We start from the raw sequence: 20,244 nt of genomic DNA, 5'->3' as shown, positions 1-20,244 counted from the left end.
GCACCAAAAGTTAATTACTTAACTTCTACAGCAGCGCCAACTTCTTCAAGTTTAGCTTTCATTTCTTCAGCTTCCTCTTTAGTAACGCCTTCTTTGATTGCTTTTGGAGTGTTGTCAACTAATTCTTTAGCTTCTTTTAAGCCAAGACCAGTGATTTCACGTACAGCTTTGATAACTTTGATTTTTTGAGCGCCAGCACTTGCAAGTACTACGTCAAATTCAGTTTGCTCAGCAGCAGCTTCACCAGCGCCACCAGCTACAGCTACAGGAGCAGCAGCAGTTACGCCGAATTCTTCCTCGATAGCTTTTACTAAGTCGTTAAGTTCTAATACAGTCATAGATTTAACTGCTTCAATGATTTGTTCTTTAGTCATTGTAAATATCCTCCCTTAAATAGGTTTGTATTATTTTATAGATAACAAGTAATTATCTTTTAAAAAATTAAGCGCCTTGCTCTTCCTTTTGATCTGCAACTGCTTTAGTAGCAAGTGCAAGGTTACGGATTGGAGCTTGAAGAACGCTAAGAAGCATAGAAAGTAAGCCTTCACGTGATGGAAGAGTAGCGATAGCTTTAACCTCATCAAGTGTTACAAGTTTACCTTCGATTACGCCCGCTTTAATTTCTAAAGCTTCATGATTTTTAGCGAAGTCGTTTAATACTTTCGCAGGAGCAACTACATCCTCGTTACTGAACGCGATTGCGTTTGGTCCTGTTAAGAATTCGTTTAACTCAGCCATTTCAGCAGACTCTGCAGCACGACGAGTTAAAGAGTTTTTGTAAACTTTGAACTCAACGCCAGCTTCACGTAAGTTTTTACGTAATTCTGTTGCTTCAGAAACTGTTAAACCACGGTAGTCAACAACAATTGTAGATTTACTCGCGCGAAGTTTTTCAGCGATTTCAGTTACAACTTGTTGTTTAGTTTCGATTACTTTGCTCATGTTATTACACCTCCTGTAGATTATATAGAAGATGTACCGAAAGTGCACTAAAAACCTCCATGCCCAACTTGTAGACATGGAGGCATATAGTCACAGAAAAAAGATTCCGCTTCGTATATTAACACCTAGGTAGGAAATTAAGTCGAATCGACTCCTACTGTCTACGGTACACTATTAAAATTCACAACATAAATGATTATATTAAAACTTCTTTATGAAGTCAACTTCCAATTTTTACGCAAGTGTAGAAACGTCTACGCGTACGCCAGGTCCCATTGTAGAAGCAACAGTTGCGTTCTTCATGTAAGTACCTTTTGCAGCAGCTGGCTTAGCTTTTTGTAGCGTGTCAGCAATTGTTTTGAAGTTTTCTACTAATTTAGCATCTTCGAAAGATACTTTACCGATTGGAACGTGGATGTTACCAGCTTTATCAACGCGGTATTCAACTTTACCAGCTTTGATTTCGTTAACAGCTTTAGTTACATCGAAAGTAACTGTTCCAGTTTTAGGGTTTGGCATTAAACCTTTAGGTCCTAATACACGACCAAGTTTACCAACTTCACCCATCATGTCAGGAGTTGCTACTACTACATCGAAATCGAACCAACCTTTTTGGATTTTACCGATGTAATCAGCATCGCCTACGAATTCAGCGCCAGCAGCTTCAGCTTCTTTTGCTTTTTCGCCTTTAGCGAATACTAATACACGTTGTACTTTACCAGTACCGTGTGGAAGAACAACTGCACCACGAATTTGTTGGTCAGCTTTCTTAGGGTCAACACCTAAACGGAATGCAGCTTCTACAGTTGCATCAAATTTAGCTGTGTTTGTTTTCTTTACTAATTCTACTGCTTCTGTTGCAGAGTAAGCAGATGCACGATCAACAAGCTTCGCAGCTTCAACGTACTTTTTACCTCTTTTAGCCATGTTTGTTTCCTCCTTGAATGTGGTTTTAGCGGAATAACCTCCCACGTTTACGCCTTCATTCCGGGAACCCCCGAGGATGTGCGCCCATCCATTTATTTAAAAATGATGATCATTTACGATAATAAAGGTTGCGAATTGGAATTCCAGACCCGCAACCTTTTTTACAAAAAACAAATCGAATTAGTCTTCGATAACGATGCCCATACTGCGCGCAGTACCTTCAACCATACGCATTGCAGCTTCTACGCTAGCAGCGTTTAGGTCAGGCATTTTAGTTTCAGCGATTTCGCGTACTTTATCACGCTTAACAGTTGCCACTTTATTACGGTTTGGTTCACCAGAACCAGACTCAATACCAGCTACTTTCTTAAGAAGAACAGCAGCAGGAGGAGTTTTAGTAATGAAAGTGAATGAACGGTCTTCAAATACCGTAATTTCAACAGGGATGATAAGACCAGCTTGATCAGCTGTACGAGCGTTAAACTCTTTACAGAAGCCCATGATGTTAACACCTGCTTGTCCTAATGCTGGACCAACCGGCGGAGCTGGATTAGCTTTACCTGCAGGAATCTGAAGTTTTACCATTTTAATTACCTTTTTAGCCACGAGACACACCTCCTTAAGTCCGTGATGTGGTCAATTGGGCAGTGATTTGCCCTCCCACTTCATATTTTATCATAATGATAAAATCTTTTTCAAAAAACGTCTCCGTTACCGAAGACGTACTGACTTAAAAGATATTATCACTTTTTACAATTCATTTCAAGTTTCATTTTATAATTTTTCAATTTGATGGAAATCAAGTTCAACCGGAGTCTCGCGACCGAACATGTCTACAAGCACGCTAACTTTTTTCTTTTCCACATCAATTTCTTCAATCGCACCTGTATAATCCGCGAATGGCCCCTCATTTACACGCACTGTTTCATGAAGTTCAAATTCGAAATCAACCACTTCATTGTCCATTCCCATATGCTTCATGATGGTAACAACTTCCTCTTCTAATAGAGGCGATGGTTTAGATCCTGAACCAGAAGAACCGACAAAGCCTGTTACACCTGGCGTATTACGAACAACATACCAAGAATCGTCAGTCATGATTAGTTCTACTAATACGTAACCTGGGAACACTTTTCTTTTCGTTATTTTTTCTTTACCATTTTTCATTTCTACTTCTACTTCTTCCGGGACAACAACACGGAAAATTTTATCTTGCATACCCATTGATTCTACACGTTTCTCTAGGTTTGCTTTTACTTTATTTTCATATCCAGAATAAGTATGGACAACATACCAACTTTTTTCCATTCATTTAGGACGAGCGTCCTTCCCTCCCTGACGTACATTTTTTTGCGCAAATGAAAAAACCCGTTCACCGGGCTTTTACACAGTTCTTATAAATAACATTATATCATGGATAAGTGCTTCTTATTCAAGAATTAACCAAGAATTAACCGAATTAAAGAAGAAATGCCCATATCAACCACTGCGAAGAAAATCGCAAAGAACACAACTGTCGCGATAACAGTCGTTGTTGATCGGAGTAATTCATCTTTTTTAGGCCAACTTACTTTTTTCATTTCGCGACCTACATCGCCGAAAAAGTTCGTTAAACGCATCTACGGGACCTCCAGTTTATTATTTCAATTATTTATTTTGTTTCTTTGTGAACTGTATGCTTATTGCATGTTTTACAAAACTTCTTTATCTCAAGTCGCTCTACTGAGCTCGTATCTTTCATCGTAGAGTAGTTTCGATTTTTACACTCTTCACATGAGAGTACAACTTTTTTCCTCATTAGTTACACCAACCTTGTAACATTGTCCCTAAAAATGTATCATACAACAAAAGACAATGTCAATGTCATGACTTTCACTCTCTTAACAAAAAGAAAACAGGTGAATTATTTTACACCTGCGGCACTTGCTATGAATTTAAAGTTGTGCTCTCTCTCATCTCCATATATCTTTCTAATTTCCTTTTTACACGCTGCAATGCGTTATCAATAGATTTCACGTGCCTGTTTAACTGTTCTGAAATTTCTTGATAGGAACGACCATCTAAGTATAAAGAGAGCACTTTTCTTTCTAAATCGCTTAATAATTCAGATATTTTAGATTCTATGTCTGTATATTCTTCCTGACTTATAATCATCTCTTCTGGATCAGTTACTTTCGATTCCGAAATAACATCTAATAATGTTCGATCAGATTCCTCATCGTAAATTGGCTTGTCTAAAGACACATACGAATTTAACGGAATATGTTTTTGCCTTGTTGCTGTTTTAATAGCGGTAATAATTTGTCGAGTGATACACAGTTCAGCAAATGCTTTGAACGAAGACAGCTTGTCCCCTTTATAATCACGAATAGCTTTAAACAATCCAATCATGCCTTCTTGAACAATATCTTCTCGATCGGCACCCACTAAGAAATAAGATCTTGATTTCGCGCGAACAAAGTTCTTATATTTGTGAATTAAATATTCTAGAGCGTCAGTATTACCTTTTCGAACTAACTCAACGATTGCCTCATCCTCTAAATCACGAAATGTAACGTCGCCTACACTTACGAAGCCTGCTTCCACCCTGATCCCTCCGACCGCTATATATTTAGCAATATTATACAGTAAAAAGATAAAGAGCGTCAATGCTTCAACGCTCTCCTCTTCTTAATTTTTCTAATTTTTCTGTAATATCTTCACTAAATATCTTTCGCATGGCGGGTTGCTTTTCTTTCGTGTCTTTTGTACACCTTCTTACTTGTTGTTCCATCGCTTGCACTTCTAACTCTAATTCACGCGCAGATTTTCGAAGTGCACCTTGCGCAAATATAATCCATTGCTCCGTATAATCCGAAGTTGCAACGTATATTTGTGTATTTACATTTCTAAGCTCAATCGCAAGTTGTTCTATCTTTTCATCTGCAGTTTGATTTTTTCTCGTGAATATTACTTCCACCCGTGATTGTTTCATCTTTTTTTCAATACCATAGACTGTATAGGCATCAAAGACAATCATTACCTTTGTGCCTGTATAGCCTTGATAATCCGCCATCTTATCAATAAGCGCGTCTCTTGATGACTGTAAATCTACATCCCGCAGTTTCTTCAAGTCTCCCCAAGCCCCGATAATGTTGTAACCGTCAACGATTAAAATATCGTTCATTTTTTATTTACCAATTTCGTGACGTTTACGATATACCTCATACATTAACAAACTTGCGGCTACTGAAGCATTTAAGGATGTAACTTTACCGACCATCGGTAAAGTAATTAGGAAATCACACTTTTCACCAATAATACGACTCATACCTTTTCCTTCACTACCAATTACTAGTCCGATTGGCATATTACCATCTAAATTACGGTAATCTGTTTTCCCTTTGGCATCTGTGCCAGCAATCCAAAGTCCACGTTCTTTTAATTCATCAATTGTACGCGATAAGTTTGTTACACGTGCAACAGGAATATATTCAATTGCCCCAGTCGACGCTTTCGCAACTGACGCTGTAAGCCCCACCGCTCTTCTTTTTGGAATAATAACCCCATGAGCCCCTGTTGCATCCGCAGTACGCATAATAGAGCCTAAGTTATGTGGGTCTTCAATTTCATCTAAAATTAAGAAGAACGGATCTTCATTGCGTTTTTCTGCTAATTTAAACAAATCCTCTAACTCAGCATATTGATATGCAGCTACTTGAGCAATTACACCTTGATGATTACCCTCAACCAATTGATCTAATTTCTTCTTTGGTGCGTGTTGCAAGATAACCTTATTCTCTTTTGCTAATGCTAGTACAATTTGCACTTGTCCTTTGGCAGCACCTTCCGCTACCAAAATTTTATTAATATCTCGCCCCGCTCTTAAAGCTTCAATTACAGGGTTACGTCCGATAATATATTCACTACTCATGATGATGTGCTCCCTTCCTTTTCTTCCAAAACGTCAATCGCCTTATATACAATCTCGTCCAATCTTTCACGATTATTCAACAAGTGATGATAACCGATTAGCGCTTCAAAGGCTGTACTGTGTCGATATGTTTGTACATCTGTATTTTTTGGAACAGTACCCGAATTCGCATTACGCCCTCTTCTTAATACCGCCTCTTCCTCTTCTGTCAAAAATGCCGTTTCTAATAAATGATAAACAACTTTCGCCTGTGCTTTTGCCGAAACAAAGCTCGTCCCTAAGCGATGTAATTGATTAGGGCGAACTTTCCCCTTTTGAAGGAGGTGATAGCGGATATATTGCTCATATACCGCATCACCCATATATGCTAAAGCTAAGCTGTTTAATTGCTTTGCATCAATCATTCTTATCCTCTTTTCCATCTTGTACCTTGAGTGGTATCTTCTAAAATAATATTACGTCCTTTTAAATCATCACGAATTTGATCAGATAGTGCGAAGTCACGATTTTGACGAGCTTCAATACGCTTTTGGATTAGTGCTTCAATTTCTTCATCAAGCAACTCTTCTTGCGCTAATTCTAATCCTAAAATACTAAATAATGTTTCAAGTTGTTTTACATACGCTTCAATTACAACTTTAGAAGTATGTTCTTCTAACAAATATTGATTTGCGTGATTTGCTACGTTATATAATTCAGTAATCGCATTAGCCGTATTGAAATCATCATCCATCGCTTCTTCGAATGCAACCTGGAACTTTTCCATTTCAGCTAACCATTTTTCATTATGATCCGTTAAATCCGTACTACTTTCCATACGATGCTTTAAGTTACCGTAAGCTGTTTTAATTCTTTCTAGTCCATTATTAGTACTTTGCAATAAATCCTCGCTAAAGTTAATTGGGTGACGGTAATGTACCGATAGCATAAAGAACCTGATTAACTGTGGATCATATTGTTTAATGATATCGTGAACTAAAATGAAGTTTCCAAGCGACTTAGACATCTTCTCGTTATTAATATTAATATATCCGTTATGCATCCAATAACGTGCAAATGTTTTTCCTGTCAACGCCTCAGACTGCGCAATTTCATTTTCATGATGAGGAAACGCTAAATCTTGACCACCAGCATGAATATCAATTGTATCCCCTAAATATTTACGCGCCATTGCTGAGCATTCAATATGCCACCCTGGGCGTCCTTTCCCCCAAGGGCTTTCCCAGAAGATTTCTCCTTCTTTCGCAGCTTTCCATAAAGCAAAATCAAGAGGGTCTTGTTTCTTTTCTCCTACTTCAATACGTGCACCGTGACGTAAGTCTGCAATCGGTTGATGTGATAATTTACCGTAACCTTCGAATTCTTTCGTTTTAAAGTACACATCACCTTCTGATTCATATGCATACCCTTTATTCACAAGTTCTTGAATAAATTCAATAATGATATCCATATTTTCCGTTACACGTGGATGAACCGTTGCATGTTTGCAACCTAGTGCCGTTACATCTTCAAAGTAAGCTTCAACAAAACGATCTGCAATTGTTGGCACATCTTCACCTAATTCGTTTGCCGCCTTAATTAATTTATCATCCACGTCAGTAAAGTTAGATACATACTGCACATCATATCCTTTATATTCTAAGTAACGGCGTACTGTATCAAACACCATAGGTGGTCTTGCATTCCCAATGTGAATGTAGTTATACACTGTAGGTCCGCACACATACATCTTTACCTTATTTTCTTCTAATGGCATAAACTCTTCTTTTTGACGCGTTAACGTATTATAAATGTGAATAGTCATTTTTATCCTTCCTTCCTACCTTTACTTCGAGTTGCTTTCTCAATTTATCAAGTTCTACTTCCATAACCTTTAATTTATCAAAAATCGGATCCGGAAGATCAGAATGATTTAATTCTTGACCAATCTTTACTCCATTTTGAATAACGACTCGGCCAGGTATACCTACAACTGTAGAATGCGCAGGAACTTCCTTTAACACGACAGATCCTGCTCCAATTTTAGAATTCTCTCCAATAGTAATAGAACCTAGTACTTTAGCACCTGTTGCAATTAATACATTATCCTGAATTGTAGGGTGCCTCTTTCCTTTTTCTTTACCTGTACCACCTAATGTGACACCTTGATAAATTGTTACGTTTTCGCCAATTTCACACGTTTCTCCAATTACAACCCCCATTCCATGATCAATGAAAAAACGACGACCAATAGTTGCTCCTGGATGAATCTCAATGCCAGTAAAAAAACGACTAACTTGCGAAATCCAACGTGCCATAAAGAAAAAATCCCTTTTATAAAAAGCATGTGCAATTCGATGGGCCCAAACTGCATGTAATCCAGAGTAAGTTAAAATGACTTCGAAATAACTTCTTGCCGCTGGATCCTGTTCAAAAACGACTTCAATATCTTCCCGAAGCCTCTTAAACATCGATGTTCCCTCCCCTTTATGGGCTGCTTTTTTCGAGTGAACTAACTCCCCACTTCCCCCTAAATCTTTATACAAGGGGATAAAACTTATACTCACACCATTTACATGGTATAAAAAAAAGACGCCTCTGTCATATAGACAGAGACGCCTTTTAAGCGCGGTTCCACTCTGTTTAGGCTAAAGAAGCCTCAAACTCATTCATGATAACGGTTTACACCGCTTCTGTTTACTTTGCGCCCTAAGACGTTCCGCGAAATACTTCGCTGTTCAACAGAAGACTCGAAGGGGCATTTCAAAAATCCGCTTATAAACCACTTCCAGCCTAAGGGTGGTTCTCTCTGTAAAAAGCCTGATTTTCTACTTCTCCTTCTCGTCGCTTTTCCTTATTAGATTTTAGATATACTTATTATATTGCTAAACCTAGAAAATGTTAACCAATTACTTTTTGAATACGATTTAAAACTTTTTCTTTTCCAAGAAGAGCAATAGCGTTAGGAAGCTCTGGACCATGTGTTTGTCCAGTAGTAGCAACACGGATTGGCATAAATAGGTTTTTACCTTTATGTCCTGTTTCTTTTTGAACTGCTTTAATAGCCGCCTTAACTGCCGCTGGCTCCATTGCTTCTAAAGCTTCTAATTGATCGGCAAATGCACGAAGTACTTCAGGTACTTGTTCACCTTTCAATACTTCTTGTCCCTCTTCTTCATGATCAACATGATCTTTAAAGAACATTTCAGAAAGCTCTACAATTTCAGCTCCAAAGCTCATTTGGTCATGATATAAAGCAATTACATCACGAACCCACGCTTGTTCTTGTTCGCTTAAGTTTTCACCTACGCGACCCGCCTTCACTAAATGCGGTAAGCTTAGTTCAACAACCGTATCTAAATCTTGTTTTTTCATATATTGGTTGTTCATCCATTTTAGTTTTTGGGAATCAAATAATGCAGGTGATTTTGATAAACGAGCTGCATCAAACATTTTGATAAACTCATCTTGAGAGAAGACTTCTTCTTCACCTACTGGTGACCAACCTAGTAATGCAATAAAGTTAAAGATTGCTTCTGGAAGATATCCAAGCTCTTTATATTGCTCAATAAATTGAATAATAGATTCGTCACGCTTACTTAGCTTTTTACGGCTTTCGTTTACAATTAAAGTCATATGACCGAACTTCGGGATATCCCAACCGAAAGCTTCATAAATCATCATTTGTTTTGGCGTGTTTGAAATATGATCATCACCACGAAGTACGTGTGTAATCTCCATTAAGTGATCATCTACCGCTACCGCAAAGTTATAAGTTGGAATTCCATCTTTTTTCACGATAACGAAATCACCAAAATCATTTGAATGGAATGCAACTTCATCTTTTACGAGATCTTTAAACGTGTAGTCGCTATCAGCCGGCACACGGAAGCGAATACTTGGAATACGGCCTTCAGCCTCAAATCCTTTAATTTGCTCCTCAGTTAAATCACGGTGGTTTCCTGCATAACGCGGTGTTTCACCACGAGCGATTTGACCTTCACGCTCTGCTTCTAGCTCTTCTTCTGTCATATAACATTTGTAAGCTAAATCACGCTCTAATAAATCTTTATATAATTTTTTATAAATATCTAAACGCTCTGTTTGACGATATGGTCCAAATTCACCACCAACATCAACACCTTCATCCCAGTCCATACCGAGCCATTTCAAGTATTTTAATTGGCTTTCTTCTCCACCAGCAACATTACGTTTCACATCAGTATCTTCAATACGAATAATAAACTTACCATCTTGATGACGAGCAAATAAATAATTAAATAATGCCGTACGCGCATTTCCGATATGTAAGTGTCCTGTTGGACTTGGCGCATAGCGCACTCTCACTTGCTTTTCCATAGTTGGTACACCTTCCAATCTTAATGTCAACACATTCTATAATTGTACACCAAAAAAACGTGATTATCCATCTTACGAATTAAAAACCACTATTTTTTCTGTAATAAAACAACCGCTTGAGAAGCAATCCCTTCTTCTCTACCTGTAAATCCTAATTTTTCTGTTGTTGTTGCCTTTACATTAATATTATCAATAGACGTTTCTAATAGTTCACTAATGCGTTTACGCATGCTTTCAATATGCGGTGCCATTTTTGGCTTTTGGGCAATAATTGTACAATCTAGGTTCCCTAGCTCATAACCTTGTTCACGCACAAATTCCCAAACCTTTTGTAACAATACAGCTGAATCCGCATCTTTAAAGGCAGGATCTGTATCGGGAAAATGTTTTCCAATATCTCCTGCTGCAATTGCTCCTAGACATGCGTCAGCAATCGTATGTAACAATACATCTGCATCCGAGTGACCGATTAATCCTTTTTCATGAGGAATTGTAATTCCACCGATAATTAACGGTCTACCTTCCGCAAATTCATGTACATCAAAACCTTGTCCAATTCGAAACATTCTTTACATCCTCCTCAATCTAAACTACTTTATGAATTCTATATTATATTGCTATCTCTATAAAGAAAAGCCCGGCAACTGCCGAGCTTTTCTTTACTATAATACCATCACTTCTATTTCTTCTGAACATGAAGGAAACTTTCAGCAATTAGTAAATCCTCTGGAGTCGTCACTTTAATATTATAGTAACTCCCCTCTACTACGCCTACTTTCTTCCCTACACGTTCTACGAGACTTGCGTCATCTGTACCAAGAAAACAACTTTGCTTTGCACTTCTATGAGCTTCTAATAAAAGAGGAACAGAAAATCCTTGCGGTGTTTGAACCGCTTTAAGCTGAGAACGTTCTACCGTTTCAACAACAACACCCTGTTCTACTTTCTTAATGGTATCCTTCACTGGCACCGCACAAATGGAAGCACCATATTTCTCTGCTGCAGTTAATACATCTTGCATCATCTTATTCGTTACGAACGGGCGCGCACCATCGTGTACGAGAACATATTCAACACCACTCACATACTGAAGCGCATTATACACACTATCTTGTCTTTCGGCCCCGCCTTGAATAAATTGCACCTGCTTTTCAACCGGGTACTTCTGCATTAACTCCTCAAAATAAGGGCGTTCCTCTTCGTTAATTGCCATGATAATACGTTTACATGCTTTATCTTTTTCAAAAGCACGTAATGTATGCACAATGATAGGTACTCCATTTATAAGTAAGAACAACTTGTTTTTGCCAGCACCCATCCGTTTCCCTTGACCCGCTGCTGGAATAATTAACGTATACATATTAATAATCCTCTACTTATAATGCTTTTTCTAATAATTTACGTTTTGCGAAAATCATACGACCTGCCGATGTTTGCAACACACTTGTAACTAGTACATTAAGTTGCGAACCGACATATTCTCTACCGTCTTCTACTACAATCATCGTGCCATCATCTAAATATGCCACACCTTGATTTTGTTCTTTACCATCTTTCACAACATAAACACTTAATTCTTCGCCAGGGAGTACGACTGGTTTAATTGCATTTGCTAAATCGTTAATGTTTAATACTGTTACTCCTTGTAATTCAGAAACTTTGTTTAAGTTGAAATCATTTGTTACAACAGTTCCACCAGTGATTTTAGCTAACTTTACAAGCTTGCTATCCACCTCTTGGATATCCTCAAAATCGCCTTCATAAATTTCCACCGGAATTGGTAGCTCTTTTTGAATACGATTTAAAATGTCTAATCCTCTGCGACCACGATTACGCTTTAAAGCATCAGAAGAATCGGCAATATGCTGAAGCTCTTCTAATACGAATTGTGGAATCACAATTGTTCCTTCTAAAAACTTCGTTTGGCAAATATCCGCAATACGTCCATCAATAATTACGCTTGTATCGAGAATTTTCCAATGAGTTGTAGATTTTTCTACCTCTACCTCTTCGTTCTCGCTATTGTTTTTCTTCTTACCTCCACGCTGGGGTAATGTAAATAATCCTAGCAATTCATTTCTCTTTTTAAATCCTACTTGGAATCCTAAATAACCAAGTAAAAGAGTAAAGAACACTTGTAATACTGTACTAATGACTGGAATCGTGAATTCACGAATTGGTATCAAAATTAAATATGCAACAATAAGACCAGAGATCAACCCTAATGTACCAAATAAAACATCCGCTACCGGTGCCTTTACAAGGGCTTCTTCGATATGTTTAATAAGTTGAACAATATAATCCACAAGCCAAAATGTTGTTAAAAATAAAATAATTGCACCAATAATTGCACGAACGTACGATCCCTCAAGCAAAGGAACAGCACCAACGTCCAATACATTAATAACTTTTGGGATTAGAAAAATCCCTAACGCTCCCCCGATCACTAAAAAGAAGAGCTGTACGATCCTTTTTAACATCCAACCACCTCCTACTCATTATTAACCATTGTTTTGCTAATCAAAACGCCGAATGCAAAAGCGGACGTGTTTTTTTGTAAATAGTTTTATTTACCAATATACCATATCATATAACAAAAATGTTCTAGTGTCGTTATATTATGGAATCAATGTAATATTCTTAATTGTGTCTACTCATATAGAGATGCTCTTGAATTCTTTTTAGGCCCTCTCGTATTTTCTTCGCCCTAACTTCCCCAATTCCTTCCACATCATCCAATTCATTAATAGTTGCACGACAAACACCTTGCAATGTTTTAAATCGATTAATTAAATTTTCAATGATAAGTGGTGGAACACGAGAAATTTTGCTTGCGATTCGGTATCCCCTCGGTGTCACGCTTTCTTCTAAGCTCATTTGCCCTGGATAGCCGAGCAATTTAACTAAATCGCTATCCTCTAAAAGCTGTGTATTTGCAAGATCTTGTAACTTTTTCAAGATTTGATGGTGATCCTGCGTTTTTTCTTGATAATAATCCTTAATTAATAACGCTGCCTCTGCTTCTAAGTCGGCTAGTAATTCTGTAAGTTGTAAACGAATTAATCTTCCTTCCGTTCCTAACTCATGAATGTAGCTCACTATTTCATTTTTAATACGCAGTACCATTTCAACACTATGTAAAACGTGAACTACCTCGGACATTGTAACGACCTCTTCAAATTCTAGAATGCCCAAATTCGTAATCCCATCATTCCATACAGCTTTATATTTTTCTAACGTTTGAATAGCTTGGTTTGCCTTTGTTAAAATTACACCTATATCTTTTAGTGTATAACGTAAGTTCCCTTGATATAGTGTAATTACGTTACGTCTTTGTGAAATAGCCACAACAAGGCTAGCCGTCTGCTTTGCTACACGCTCTGCCGTTCGGTGACGCATACCTGTTTCAATAGAATCAATGGATGGATCTGGAACTAATTGTGCATTTGCAATTAAAATTTTGCTCCCAGTTTCATTTAAAATAAGTGCCCCATCCATTTTTGCTAATTCATATAAACTAGCCGGCGAGAATGCACAATTAATGTGAAATCCTCCATCAACAATACTTTTAATCTGCTCATTATACCCAAGAACAATTAGCCCTCCAGTTTGCGCACGAAGTACGTTATCTATCCCTTCGCGTAGTGGTGTTCCTGGGGCAACAAGCTGTAGAATATTAATCATACTTTTGACACGTTGCTTGTTTTCCTCCATAGCCTAGCCTCCTAATGTCAAACGAAGCGCTTCTCCTAAATTAGAAACACCTACTACCTCAATCCCATCTGGAATTGTCCATCCTCCCAAATTTTTTCTAGGAATAATAGCACGTTGAAATCCTAATTTCGCTGCTTCTTGTACACGTTGTTCAATTCTTGATACTCTCCTTATTTCTCCAGTTAGGCCTACTTCTCCTATTACCGCATCGGCTGGTGCAGTAGCTTTATCTCTGAAACTTGAAGCAATACTTAAGGCGACAGCTAAATCGATTGCTGGTTCATCTAATTTCAAGCCACCCGCAACTTTTAAATATGCGTCTTGATTTTGCAACAATAAACCTGTTCTTTTTTCTAGCACTGCCATAATAAGTGAAACGCGGTTATGATCAATTCCCGTCGCCATTCTTCGAGGATTTCCAAAACTAGTAGGGGAGATTAATGCTTGTATTTCTACTAAAACCGGCCTTGTTCCTTCCATTGAAGCAACCACTGTGGATCCTGCAACTCCAACTGGACGTTCCTCAAGGAAAATTTCAGAAGGATTTAGTACTTCTGCAAGACCTAGTTCCTTCATTTCAAAGATACCCATTTCATTTGTGGAACCAAAACGGTTCTTCACAGCTCGCAAAATACGATATGTATGGTGACGATCTCCTTCAAAGTAAAGAACTGCATCAACCATATGTTCTAGCATACGTGGTCCTGCAATTGCCCCTTCTTTTGTCACATGTCCGACGATAAAAATAGGAATCCCTTTCGTCTTTGCAAGTTTCATTAATTCCGCTGTACATTCACGTACTTGCGTTACACTCCCTGGGGCTGACGTCACTTCAGGTAAATGTATCGTCTGGATGGAGTCAATAACAACAAAAGCTGGATTCATCTCCTCAATGTGCGCTGCAATTCTCTGTAAATCAGTCTCTGCTACAACAAATAGATTACTACCCTTTACATGCAAACGATCTGCACGAAGTTTGATCTGCTTTGCTGACTCCTCACCTGATATGTATAGTACATCATATAAAGAATCTGCTAATTGCGATGAAATTTGTAATAACAATGTTGATTTCCCAATCCCAGGGTCTCCACCAATAAGTACTAAAGATCCATCTACAATCCCGCCACCAAGTACACGGTTAAACTCTTGAAATTTCGTTTCAATACGCGCCTCAGACTTTGTTTCTACCTCTGTTAAGCGTCTTGGTTTTGTTACTTCTGATTGAATTGCATTGGCATAATTAAGGCGTCTTGATGATACAACTGGTTCCATCTCTTCAACAAGCGTATTCCATTGACCACATCCAGGACATTTCCCCATATATTTTGGCGACTGATAACCACATTCTTGACATGTAAATTTTGTTTTCTTTTTAGCCATATCTTTTATAGTTCACTTCACTTTCATCTACAAACGTTTATCCTTCTCGTACAAGAAAGAGGGCTATCGCGTAGCCCTCTTTGTTTGTCTATACTTATTTTACCTTTTCCGCACTATGAATGACAAATGATTCTCCTTCTATATCAAAGATAACTTTTTGTCCTTTCTCAATAGCACCTTTTAACAGTTCTTCTGATAGTCTATCTTCTACATGTTTTTGAATTGCTCTACGAAGCGGACGAGCACCGTACTCTCGATCAAATCCTTTATCAGCAATTGCTGAAATTGCTCCTTCTGTTAAATGCAATTCAATCTCTTGTTCTTTTAAGCGATTCACTAACTGATTCACCATAAGAGTTACAATTTCTTGAATATGTTTTTTCTCAAGCATATGGAACACGATAATTTCATCAATACGGTTTAAGAATTCTGGACGAAATGCTTTTTTCAATTCATCCATTACTTTACCTTTCATATCTGAATAATCGCGGCTCTCATCTTGTACGTTAAATCCAAGATGTTTATTACGTTTTAATGCGTCTGCACCAACATTAGACGTCATAATAACAATTGTATTACGGAAATCAACTGTACGTCCTTTAGAATCTGTTAAACGGCCATCTTCTAATACTTGTAGTAAAATATTAAACACATCAGGATGAGCTTTCTCTACTTCATCTAATAAGACAACTGAATATGGCTTACGACGAACTTTCTCTGTTAATTGTCCACCTTCTTCATATCCAACATATCCTGGAGGAGATCCAACTAAACGAGAAGTAGAATGCTTTTCCATGTACTCAGACATATCGATGCGGATCATTGCATCCTCATCACCGAACATAGATTCCGCTAATGCCCTTGCTAGTTCTGTTTTACCTACACCAGTAGGTCCTAGGAAAATAAATGAGCCAATTGGACGTTTCGGATCTTTTAATCCCGCTCTCGCACGACGAACAGCTTTTGCCACAGCTACAACTGCTTCATCCTGCCCAATTAAACGATCATGTAAAATTGATTCCAAGTTTAATAATTTATCTGTCTCTGTTTGTGCAAGTTTAGAAACTGGAATACGCGTCCATGTGGAAACGACATTTGCAATATCTTCTACTGTTACTTCTGAGTTTTCTTGTCCTTGTTTCTCTTTCCACTGACGCTTTGTATCTTCTAACTTTTCACGCAAACGTTGTTCCATATCACGTAAGGAAGCAGCTTTTTCAAATTCTTGGCTTTGTACAGCTGCATCTTTTTCTTTTCTAATTTCCTCAAGCTTCACTTCAAGCTCTTTTAAGTTTGGCGGTGTTGTATAAGAACGTAAGCGCACTTTTGATGCAGCCTCATCAATTAAATCGATTGCTTTATCAGGTAAAAAACGGTCTGTAATGTAACGATCTGAAAGTTTTACAGCCGCATCGATTGCATCATCTGTAATAGATACGCGGTGATGCGCCTCATAACGGTCACGTAAACCTTTTAAAATCTGAACTGATTCTTCTAAGTTTGGTTCATCAACATGAATTGGTTGGAAACGTCTTTCTAATGCCGCATCCTTTTCAATATATTTACGATATTCGTCTAAAGTTGTTGCACCAATACATTGTAATTCACCACGTGCTAAAGATGGTTTTAAAATATTCGATGCATCAATTGCACCTTCCGCCCCTCCTGCACCAATTAACGTATGAAGCTCATCAATAAATAGAATGATGTTACCAGCTTGGCGAATCTCATCCATCACTTTCTTTAAACGATCCTCAAATTCACCACGATATTTTGTTCCAGCAACAACTGTACCCATATCTAATGTCATAACACGCTTATCTCTTAAAGTTTCAGGAACTTCATTATTTACAATTTGCTGTGCTAATCCTTCCGCAATTGCTGTCTTACCTACACCAGGTTCTCCAATTAATACTGGATTGTTTTTTGTTCTACGGCTTAACACTTCAATTACACGTTGAATTTCTTTACTGCGTCCAATAACAGGATCTAAACGATTTTCACGTGCAACAACTGTTAAATCACGTGCTAGACTGTCAAGTGTAGGTGTATTCGCATTTGTTGATGAACCACCCTGGTGACCTGAACTAGCTTCATTACTTCCAAGGAGTTGTAACACTTGTTGTCTTGCTTTATTTAGACTTACACCTAAATTATTTAAAACGCGTGCTGCTACACCTTCACCTTCACGGATTAAACCAAGTAAAATATGTTCTGTTCCAACGTAGGAATGGCCTAGCTTACGAGCTTCGTCCATAGACAACTCAATAACTTTTTTAGCACGAGGTGTGTAATGTACTGTTTGAGAAGCTTCCGTTCCACGTCCAATTAATGCTTCTACCTCTTTTTGAACTTTCTCTGGACTTAATCCAAGAGCAATTAACGCTTTTGCTGCAATTCCTTCACCTTCGCGTACAAGCCCAAGTAAAATATGTTCTGTTCCAATATTATTATGCCCAATGCGAATTGCTTCCTCTTGAGATAAAGCTAATACTTTCTGTGCTCGTTCTGTAAATCTTCCAAACATCATAGAAATCGCCTCCTACTTGCGCTTAATTTTGTTCAATTCGTAATCGCTCACGGATTAAGGTTGCTCTTCGATAATCTCTTTCTTCTGGTCCTAAAGGTCCTCCTGCATATTGTTGCAAAATGCCTGGCTGAGTAAGAACCATTAACTCAGTTAAAATATTTCTCGATATACCTTGTATATATCCTAAGTCAATACCAAGCCGTACATCTGATAAGCAAGTGGCTGCTTCTGCAGATTGAATTAAACGACTGTTAGCTAGTATTCCGTAAGAACGATATACCTTATCTTCAAGCTCAATGCTTGAATTTTGTACAATTAATTCTCTAGCCGTTTTTTCTTGATGGATGATTTGTTGAATGACACTCTTTAAATCTGCAATAATATCTTCTTCTGATTTCCCTAGTGTCATTTGATTTGACACTTGAAATATATTACCTAACGCTTCGCTACCTTCACCGTATATTCCTCTTACTACTAACCCTAATTTTTGAATTACTTGTATAATATGGTTAATTCTTTTCGTTAAAACCAGTCCCGGCAAATGAATCATTACCGAAGCCCTTAATCCTGTACCGACGTTAGTGGGACAACTCGTAATATATCCAAGCGATTCATCAAAAGCATATTCAACCTGCTCCTCGATCCAATTATCTATTTGATTGGCACTTTGAAGCGCCTCTGATAACTGTAAACCTGAAAATAGGCACTGAATCCTAACATGATCCTCTTCATTAAGCATGATACTTATATGTTCACTTTCTGATAGTAGGCATGCTCCGTATTCTGTTCCTGCAAGATTTGGACTAATTAAATGCTTCTCAACTAAAACTCTCCTTTGAAGAGGATTTAATTCATTCATTTTTAATAGTTCAAACTCCCCAAAAGGTTCTACAGGTTTTTTTATAAACTTCTTCTTAAATAACTCATGAATCTGCTTAGCTTCTTCCTCGTTTTGCATAGTAGAGAATTGATATTTTTTAAAATTACGAGCCAAACGAATTCGACTACTTAAAACAATATCAGAATCAGGGCCATCTCCCTTCATCCATGGACTAATCGCTTCATTCATGATTCTGTCCAGTGACATAGAACTATTCCCCCTCTCTATGCTCACTAAGCTGATTTACAAGACCTCGAATTTTATCTCGTACTTCAGCCGCTTTCTCAAATTCCTCTTTCTGTACATATTGTTTCAGATTGAGTTTTAGTTCATCTAATTCTTTCTTTAAGTAGATATTTCCTTCTATACGTTCAGGAATTTTTCCACAATGATCCGTATGCCCACCGTGAAGTCGTTTTAACAATGGTTTTAAATGCCCCTTAAATGTATCGTAACAAGAAGCACATCCAAAGCGTCCCACTTTTGTAAATTGTTCATATGTCATCTTACAATTCGGACATCTTGATATATTTGTATTTGAAAATGCATCTTGCCCTTCTTCAAACATTGCCGGTTCACTATGCAATAATCCGGCTAATAGGTCATGGAATGAAAAATTAGATTGCGGTGATTGAAAGAAAGACGTATAGCCACTTTGTTCTGCACATTGCTCGCAAAGATGAACTTCCGCCTTTTTTCCGTTGATTACTTTTGTATAATGTAAAGTTGCTGGTCTTATATTACAGTTTTGACAAGTCATCGCTATCCCCCACCTTTACAACAGGAACGATCTATCTCATGATACTTTTCATACATTACTAGATTGTTCTCTTTCCTTAATCCATTTAGTAAAAGCACATGTCATCTTTCAAAATCCCTACAATATTAAACTGCATTATCTTAGCTATCATTCTTAACAAAAGTTATATTTATTTATATTTCAGTGTTCTTAACATTGCGCATAATATTCGAGCCCTAAGTTCATCTCGAGAAGGAACATCCATTAATAATACAGAACGATCTAGTACGCTTAACATAAGTTTAGCTTCACGATTTGTTATAATACCCTCTTCTATTAAACGTATAATCATGCTTTCTGCATTTCCTTGTACAACGCTATGATCAATCATATGAAGCATTTGATCAATAATGTCTATATCATCATGCAGTTTGACTTTTATAATGCGAATGTAACCTCCTCCACCTCGTTTACTTTCTACTACGAATCCTCTTTCTAACGTAAAACGGGTATTGATTACATAGTTGATTTGAGACGGCACACAATCGAATCGATCAGCGACCTCATTCCTCTTGATTTCAATCGCATTATTATTGCTTAAGTCAATAACTTGCTTTAGATATTTCTCAATGATATCAGATATATTTCTCATTTATCCGCCACCTTTATTGACTTTGACTATCTTTGACTTTAATTATATACGTATTAAAAAAATTTGCAACTCTTTTGCTTATTCACTATCCTAGCCACATTTCCCTGTCTTTAATCAAAAGGACGATTCTTTAAGTAAAGATTTTTTAAATTACTATGAATTGTAAAAAGAAACACGAAAAAACACAAGTCAAAAGACTTGTGTTTTTATTTTGCTTGGCGACGTCCTA

At 37.6% G+C, this 20,244-nt stretch carries 23 protein-coding genes and 2 other annotated features; all 23 genes read right to left on the bottom strand.

Annotation, left to right across the window (positions count from 1 at the left end; all coding sequences use genetic code 11):
- Nucleotides 1-14: 14 nt before the first annotated feature.
- Entirely contained in the window at nt 15-374 is a 360-nt protein-coding gene (rplL, locus tag DN408_RS14175; RefSeq protein WP_002009788.1) for a 50S ribosomal protein L7/L12, read from the bottom strand.
- Between the two features lie 67 nt (nt 375-441).
- Nucleotides 442-942, bottom strand: coding sequence for a 50S ribosomal protein L10 (gene rplJ, locus DN408_RS14170; protein ID WP_002009790.1), 501 nt, complete (start codon nt 940-942; stop codon nt 442-444).
- Nucleotides 943-981: 39 nt separating this feature from the next.
- Nucleotides 982-1,127, bottom strand: a sequence feature (ribosomal protein L10 leader region).
- A 49-nt stretch (nt 1,128-1,176) separates the two neighbouring features.
- On the bottom strand, nt 1,177-1,869 hold the full coding sequence (rplA, locus tag DN408_RS14165) for a 50S ribosomal protein L1 (RefSeq protein WP_002009792.1): 693 nt from the start codon (nt 1,867-1,869) through the stop codon (nt 1,177-1,179).
- Nucleotides 1,870-2,049: 180 nt separating this feature from the next.
- Nucleotides 2,050-2,475: a 50S ribosomal protein L11 gene (rplK, locus tag DN408_RS14160; protein WP_001085872.1), complete on the bottom strand. Its 426-nt coding sequence runs from the start codon at nt 2,473-2,475 to the stop codon at nt 2,050-2,052.
- 168 nt (nt 2,476-2,643) lie between these two features.
- On the bottom strand, nt 2,644-3,177 hold the full coding sequence (nusG, locus tag DN408_RS14155) for a transcription termination/antitermination protein NusG (RefSeq protein WP_002009795.1): 534 nt from the start codon (nt 3,175-3,177) through the stop codon (nt 2,644-2,646).
- 131 nt (nt 3,178-3,308) lie between these two features.
- Complete coding sequence (secE, locus tag DN408_RS14150; protein WP_002009797.1) at nt 3,309-3,488, bottom strand: preprotein translocase subunit SecE; 180 nt, start codon at nt 3,486-3,488, stop codon at nt 3,309-3,311.
- A 32-nt stretch (nt 3,489-3,520) separates the two neighbouring features.
- Nucleotides 3,521-3,667, bottom strand: coding sequence for a 50S ribosomal protein L33 (gene rpmG / locus DN408_RS14145; protein ID WP_012260172.1), 147 nt, complete (start codon nt 3,665-3,667; stop codon nt 3,521-3,523).
- A gap of 128 nt (nt 3,668-3,795) precedes the next feature.
- A complete protein-coding gene (locus DN408_RS14140; protein WP_002009799.1) occupies nt 3,796-4,455 on the bottom strand; it encodes an RNA polymerase factor sigma-70 in 660 nt (219 codons plus the stop codon).
- A gap of 67 nt (nt 4,456-4,522) precedes the next feature.
- Complete coding sequence (locus tag DN408_RS14135; RefSeq protein ID WP_002169327.1) at nt 4,523-5,035, bottom strand: NYN domain-containing protein; 513 nt, start codon at nt 5,033-5,035, stop codon at nt 4,523-4,525.
- A 3-nt stretch (nt 5,036-5,038) separates the two neighbouring features.
- Nucleotides 5,039-5,782 carry a 23S rRNA (guanosine(2251)-2'-O)-methyltransferase RlmB gene (rlmB, locus tag DN408_RS14130; RefSeq protein ID WP_002091503.1) on the bottom strand — a complete coding sequence of 248 codons (744 nt, stop codon included), beginning with the start codon at nt 5,780-5,782 and terminating at the stop codon, nt 5,039-5,041.
- A complete protein-coding gene (locus DN408_RS14125) occupies nt 5,779-6,186 on the bottom strand; it encodes a Mini-ribonuclease 3 (protein ID WP_002063411.1) in 408 nt (135 codons plus the stop codon). Before DN408_RS14125 ends, rlmB begins: the two co-directional genes overlap by 4 nt.
- A gap of 2 nt (nt 6,187-6,188) precedes the next feature.
- The gene (gene cysS / locus DN408_RS14120) at nt 6,189-7,586 is read right to left on the bottom strand and encodes a cysteine--tRNA ligase (protein WP_078178336.1); all 1,398 of its coding nucleotides are present in this window, start codon (nt 7,584-7,586) and stop codon (nt 6,189-6,191) included.
- Nucleotides 7,567-8,232 carry a serine O-acetyltransferase gene (gene cysE, locus DN408_RS14115; RefSeq protein WP_002169329.1) on the bottom strand — a complete coding sequence of 222 codons (666 nt, stop codon included), beginning with the start codon at nt 8,230-8,232 and terminating at the stop codon, nt 7,567-7,569. The genes cysS and cysE overlap by 20 nt, the downstream gene beginning before the upstream one ends.
- Nucleotides 8,233-8,369: 137 nt before the next feature.
- Nucleotides 8,370-8,615: a binding site (T-box leader), on the bottom strand.
- Nucleotides 8,616-8,662: 47 nt separating this feature from the next.
- The gene (gene gltX, locus DN408_RS14110; RefSeq protein WP_002091496.1) at nt 8,663-10,120 is read right to left on the bottom strand and encodes a glutamate--tRNA ligase; all 1,458 of its coding nucleotides are present in this window, start codon (nt 10,118-10,120) and stop codon (nt 8,663-8,665) included.
- An 89-nt stretch (nt 10,121-10,209) separates the two neighbouring features.
- Nucleotides 10,210-10,686 carry a 2-C-methyl-D-erythritol 2,4-cyclodiphosphate synthase gene (gene ispF / locus DN408_RS14105; RefSeq protein WP_000488386.1) on the bottom strand — a complete coding sequence of 159 codons (477 nt, stop codon included), beginning with the start codon at nt 10,684-10,686 and terminating at the stop codon, nt 10,210-10,212.
- A 113-nt stretch (nt 10,687-10,799) separates the two neighbouring features.
- Nucleotides 10,800-11,480, bottom strand: coding sequence for a 2-C-methyl-D-erythritol 4-phosphate cytidylyltransferase (gene ispD, locus DN408_RS14100; RefSeq protein ID WP_002009811.1), 681 nt, complete (start codon nt 11,478-11,480; stop codon nt 10,800-10,802).
- A 16-nt stretch (nt 11,481-11,496) separates the two neighbouring features.
- Nucleotides 11,497-12,600 (bottom strand): PIN/TRAM domain-containing protein, encoded by a 1,104-nt coding sequence (locus DN408_RS14095; protein ID WP_002063406.1) that lies wholly within the window; start codon nt 12,598-12,600, stop codon nt 11,497-11,499.
- Between the two features lie 160 nt (nt 12,601-12,760).
- Nucleotides 12,761-13,834 carry a DNA integrity scanning diadenylate cyclase DisA gene (disA, locus tag DN408_RS14090; RefSeq protein ID WP_000392162.1) on the bottom strand — a complete coding sequence of 358 codons (1,074 nt, stop codon included), beginning with the start codon at nt 13,832-13,834 and terminating at the stop codon, nt 12,761-12,763.
- Between the two features lie 3 nt (nt 13,835-13,837).
- On the bottom strand, nt 13,838-15,214 hold the full coding sequence (gene radA / locus DN408_RS14085; protein ID WP_002169331.1) for a DNA repair protein RadA: 1,377 nt from the start codon (nt 15,212-15,214) through the stop codon (nt 13,838-13,840).
- A 94-nt stretch (nt 15,215-15,308) separates the two neighbouring features.
- Entirely contained in the window at nt 15,309-17,744 is a 2,436-nt protein-coding gene (clpC, locus tag DN408_RS14080; protein WP_002063405.1) for an ATP-dependent protease ATP-binding subunit ClpC, read from the bottom strand.
- 22 nt (nt 17,745-17,766) lie between these two features.
- Complete coding sequence (locus tag DN408_RS14075; RefSeq protein WP_147740220.1) at nt 17,767-18,831, bottom strand: protein-arginine kinase McsB; 1,065 nt, start codon at nt 18,829-18,831, stop codon at nt 17,767-17,769.
- 4 nt (nt 18,832-18,835) lie between these two features.
- On the bottom strand, nt 18,836-19,384 hold the full coding sequence (locus tag DN408_RS14070) for a protein-arginine kinase activator protein McsA (protein ID WP_002009823.1): 549 nt from the start codon (nt 19,382-19,384) through the stop codon (nt 18,836-18,838).
- Nucleotides 19,385-19,553: 169 nt separating this feature from the next.
- The gene (ctsR, locus tag DN408_RS14065) at nt 19,554-20,015 is read right to left on the bottom strand and encodes a transcriptional regulator CtsR (protein ID WP_078178337.1); all 462 of its coding nucleotides are present in this window, start codon (nt 20,013-20,015) and stop codon (nt 19,554-19,556) included.
- Nucleotides 20,016-20,244 lie beyond the last annotated feature (229 nt).

It is taken from the genome of Bacillus sp. AR13-1 (assembly GCF_008042285.1).
Lineage (GTDB): Bacteria > Bacillota > Bacilli > Bacillales > Bacillaceae_G > Bacillus_A > Bacillus_A mycoides.
This window is presented reverse-complemented; position numbering and strand designations above follow the sequence as displayed.

Coding starts and splice junctions, on each gene's coding strand:
- rplL (WP_002009788.1), bottom strand. CDS start 374: ATGACTAAAGAACAAATCATTGAAGCAGTTAAATCTATGACTGTATTA.
- rplJ (WP_002009790.1), bottom strand. CDS start 942: ATGAGCAAAGTAATCGAAACTAAACAACAAGTTGTAACTGAAATCGCT.
- rplA (WP_002009792.1), bottom strand. CDS start 1,869: ATGGCTAAAAGAGGTAAAAAGTACGTTGAAGCTGCGAAGCTTGTTGAT.
- nusG (WP_002009795.1), bottom strand. CDS start 3,177: ATGGAAAAAAGTTGGTATGTTGTCCATACTTATTCTGGATATGAAAAT.
- secE (WP_002009797.1), bottom strand. CDS start 3,488: ATGCGTTTAACGAACTTTTTCGGCGATGTAGGTCGCGAAATGAAAAAA.
- rpmG (WP_012260172.1), bottom strand. CDS start 3,667: ATGAGGAAAAAAGTTGTACTCTCATGTGAAGAGTGTAAAAATCGAAAC.
- DN408_RS14135 (WP_002169327.1), bottom strand. CDS start 5,035: ATGAACGATATTTTAATCGTTGACGGTTACAACATTATCGGGGCTTGG.
- rlmB (WP_002091503.1), bottom strand. CDS start 5,782: ATGAGTAGTGAATATATTATCGGACGTAACCCTGTAATTGAAGCTTTA.
- DN408_RS14125 (WP_002063411.1), bottom strand. CDS start 6,186: ATGATTGATGCAAAGCAATTAAACAGCTTAGCTTTAGCATATATGGGT.
- cysS (WP_078178336.1), bottom strand. CDS start 7,586: ATGACTATTCACATTTATAATACGTTAACGCGTCAAAAAGAAGAGTTT.
- cysE (WP_002169329.1), bottom strand. CDS start 8,232: ATGTTTAAGAGGCTTCGGGAAGATATTGAAGTCGTTTTTGAACAGGAT.
- gltX (WP_002091496.1), bottom strand. CDS start 10,120: ATGGAAAAGCAAGTGAGAGTGCGCTATGCGCCAAGTCCAACAGGACAC.
- ispF (WP_000488386.1), bottom strand. CDS start 10,686: ATGTTTCGAATTGGACAAGGTTTTGATGTACATGAATTTGCGGAAGGT.
- ispD (WP_002009811.1), bottom strand. CDS start 11,480: ATGTATACGTTAATTATTCCAGCAGCGGGTCAAGGGAAACGGATGGGT.
- DN408_RS14095 (WP_002063406.1), bottom strand. CDS start 12,600: ATGTTAAAAAGGATCGTACAGCTCTTCTTTTTAGTGATCGGGGGAGCG.
- disA (WP_000392162.1), bottom strand. CDS start 13,834: ATGGAGGAAAACAAGCAACGTGTCAAAAGTATGATTAATATTCTACAG.
- radA (WP_002169331.1), bottom strand. CDS start 15,214: ATGGCTAAAAAGAAAACAAAATTTACATGTCAAGAATGTGGTTATCAG.
- clpC (WP_002063405.1), bottom strand. CDS start 17,744: ATGATGTTTGGAAGATTTACAGAACGAGCACAGAAAGTATTAGCTTTA.
- DN408_RS14075 (WP_147740220.1), bottom strand. CDS start 18,831: ATGTCACTGGACAGAATCATGAATGAAGCGATTAGTCCATGGATGAAG.
- DN408_RS14070 (WP_002009823.1), bottom strand. CDS start 19,384: ATGACTTGTCAAAACTGTAATATAAGACCAGCAACTTTACATTATACA.
- ctsR (WP_078178337.1), bottom strand. CDS start 20,015: ATGAGAAATATATCTGATATCATTGAGAAATATCTAAAGCAAGTTATT.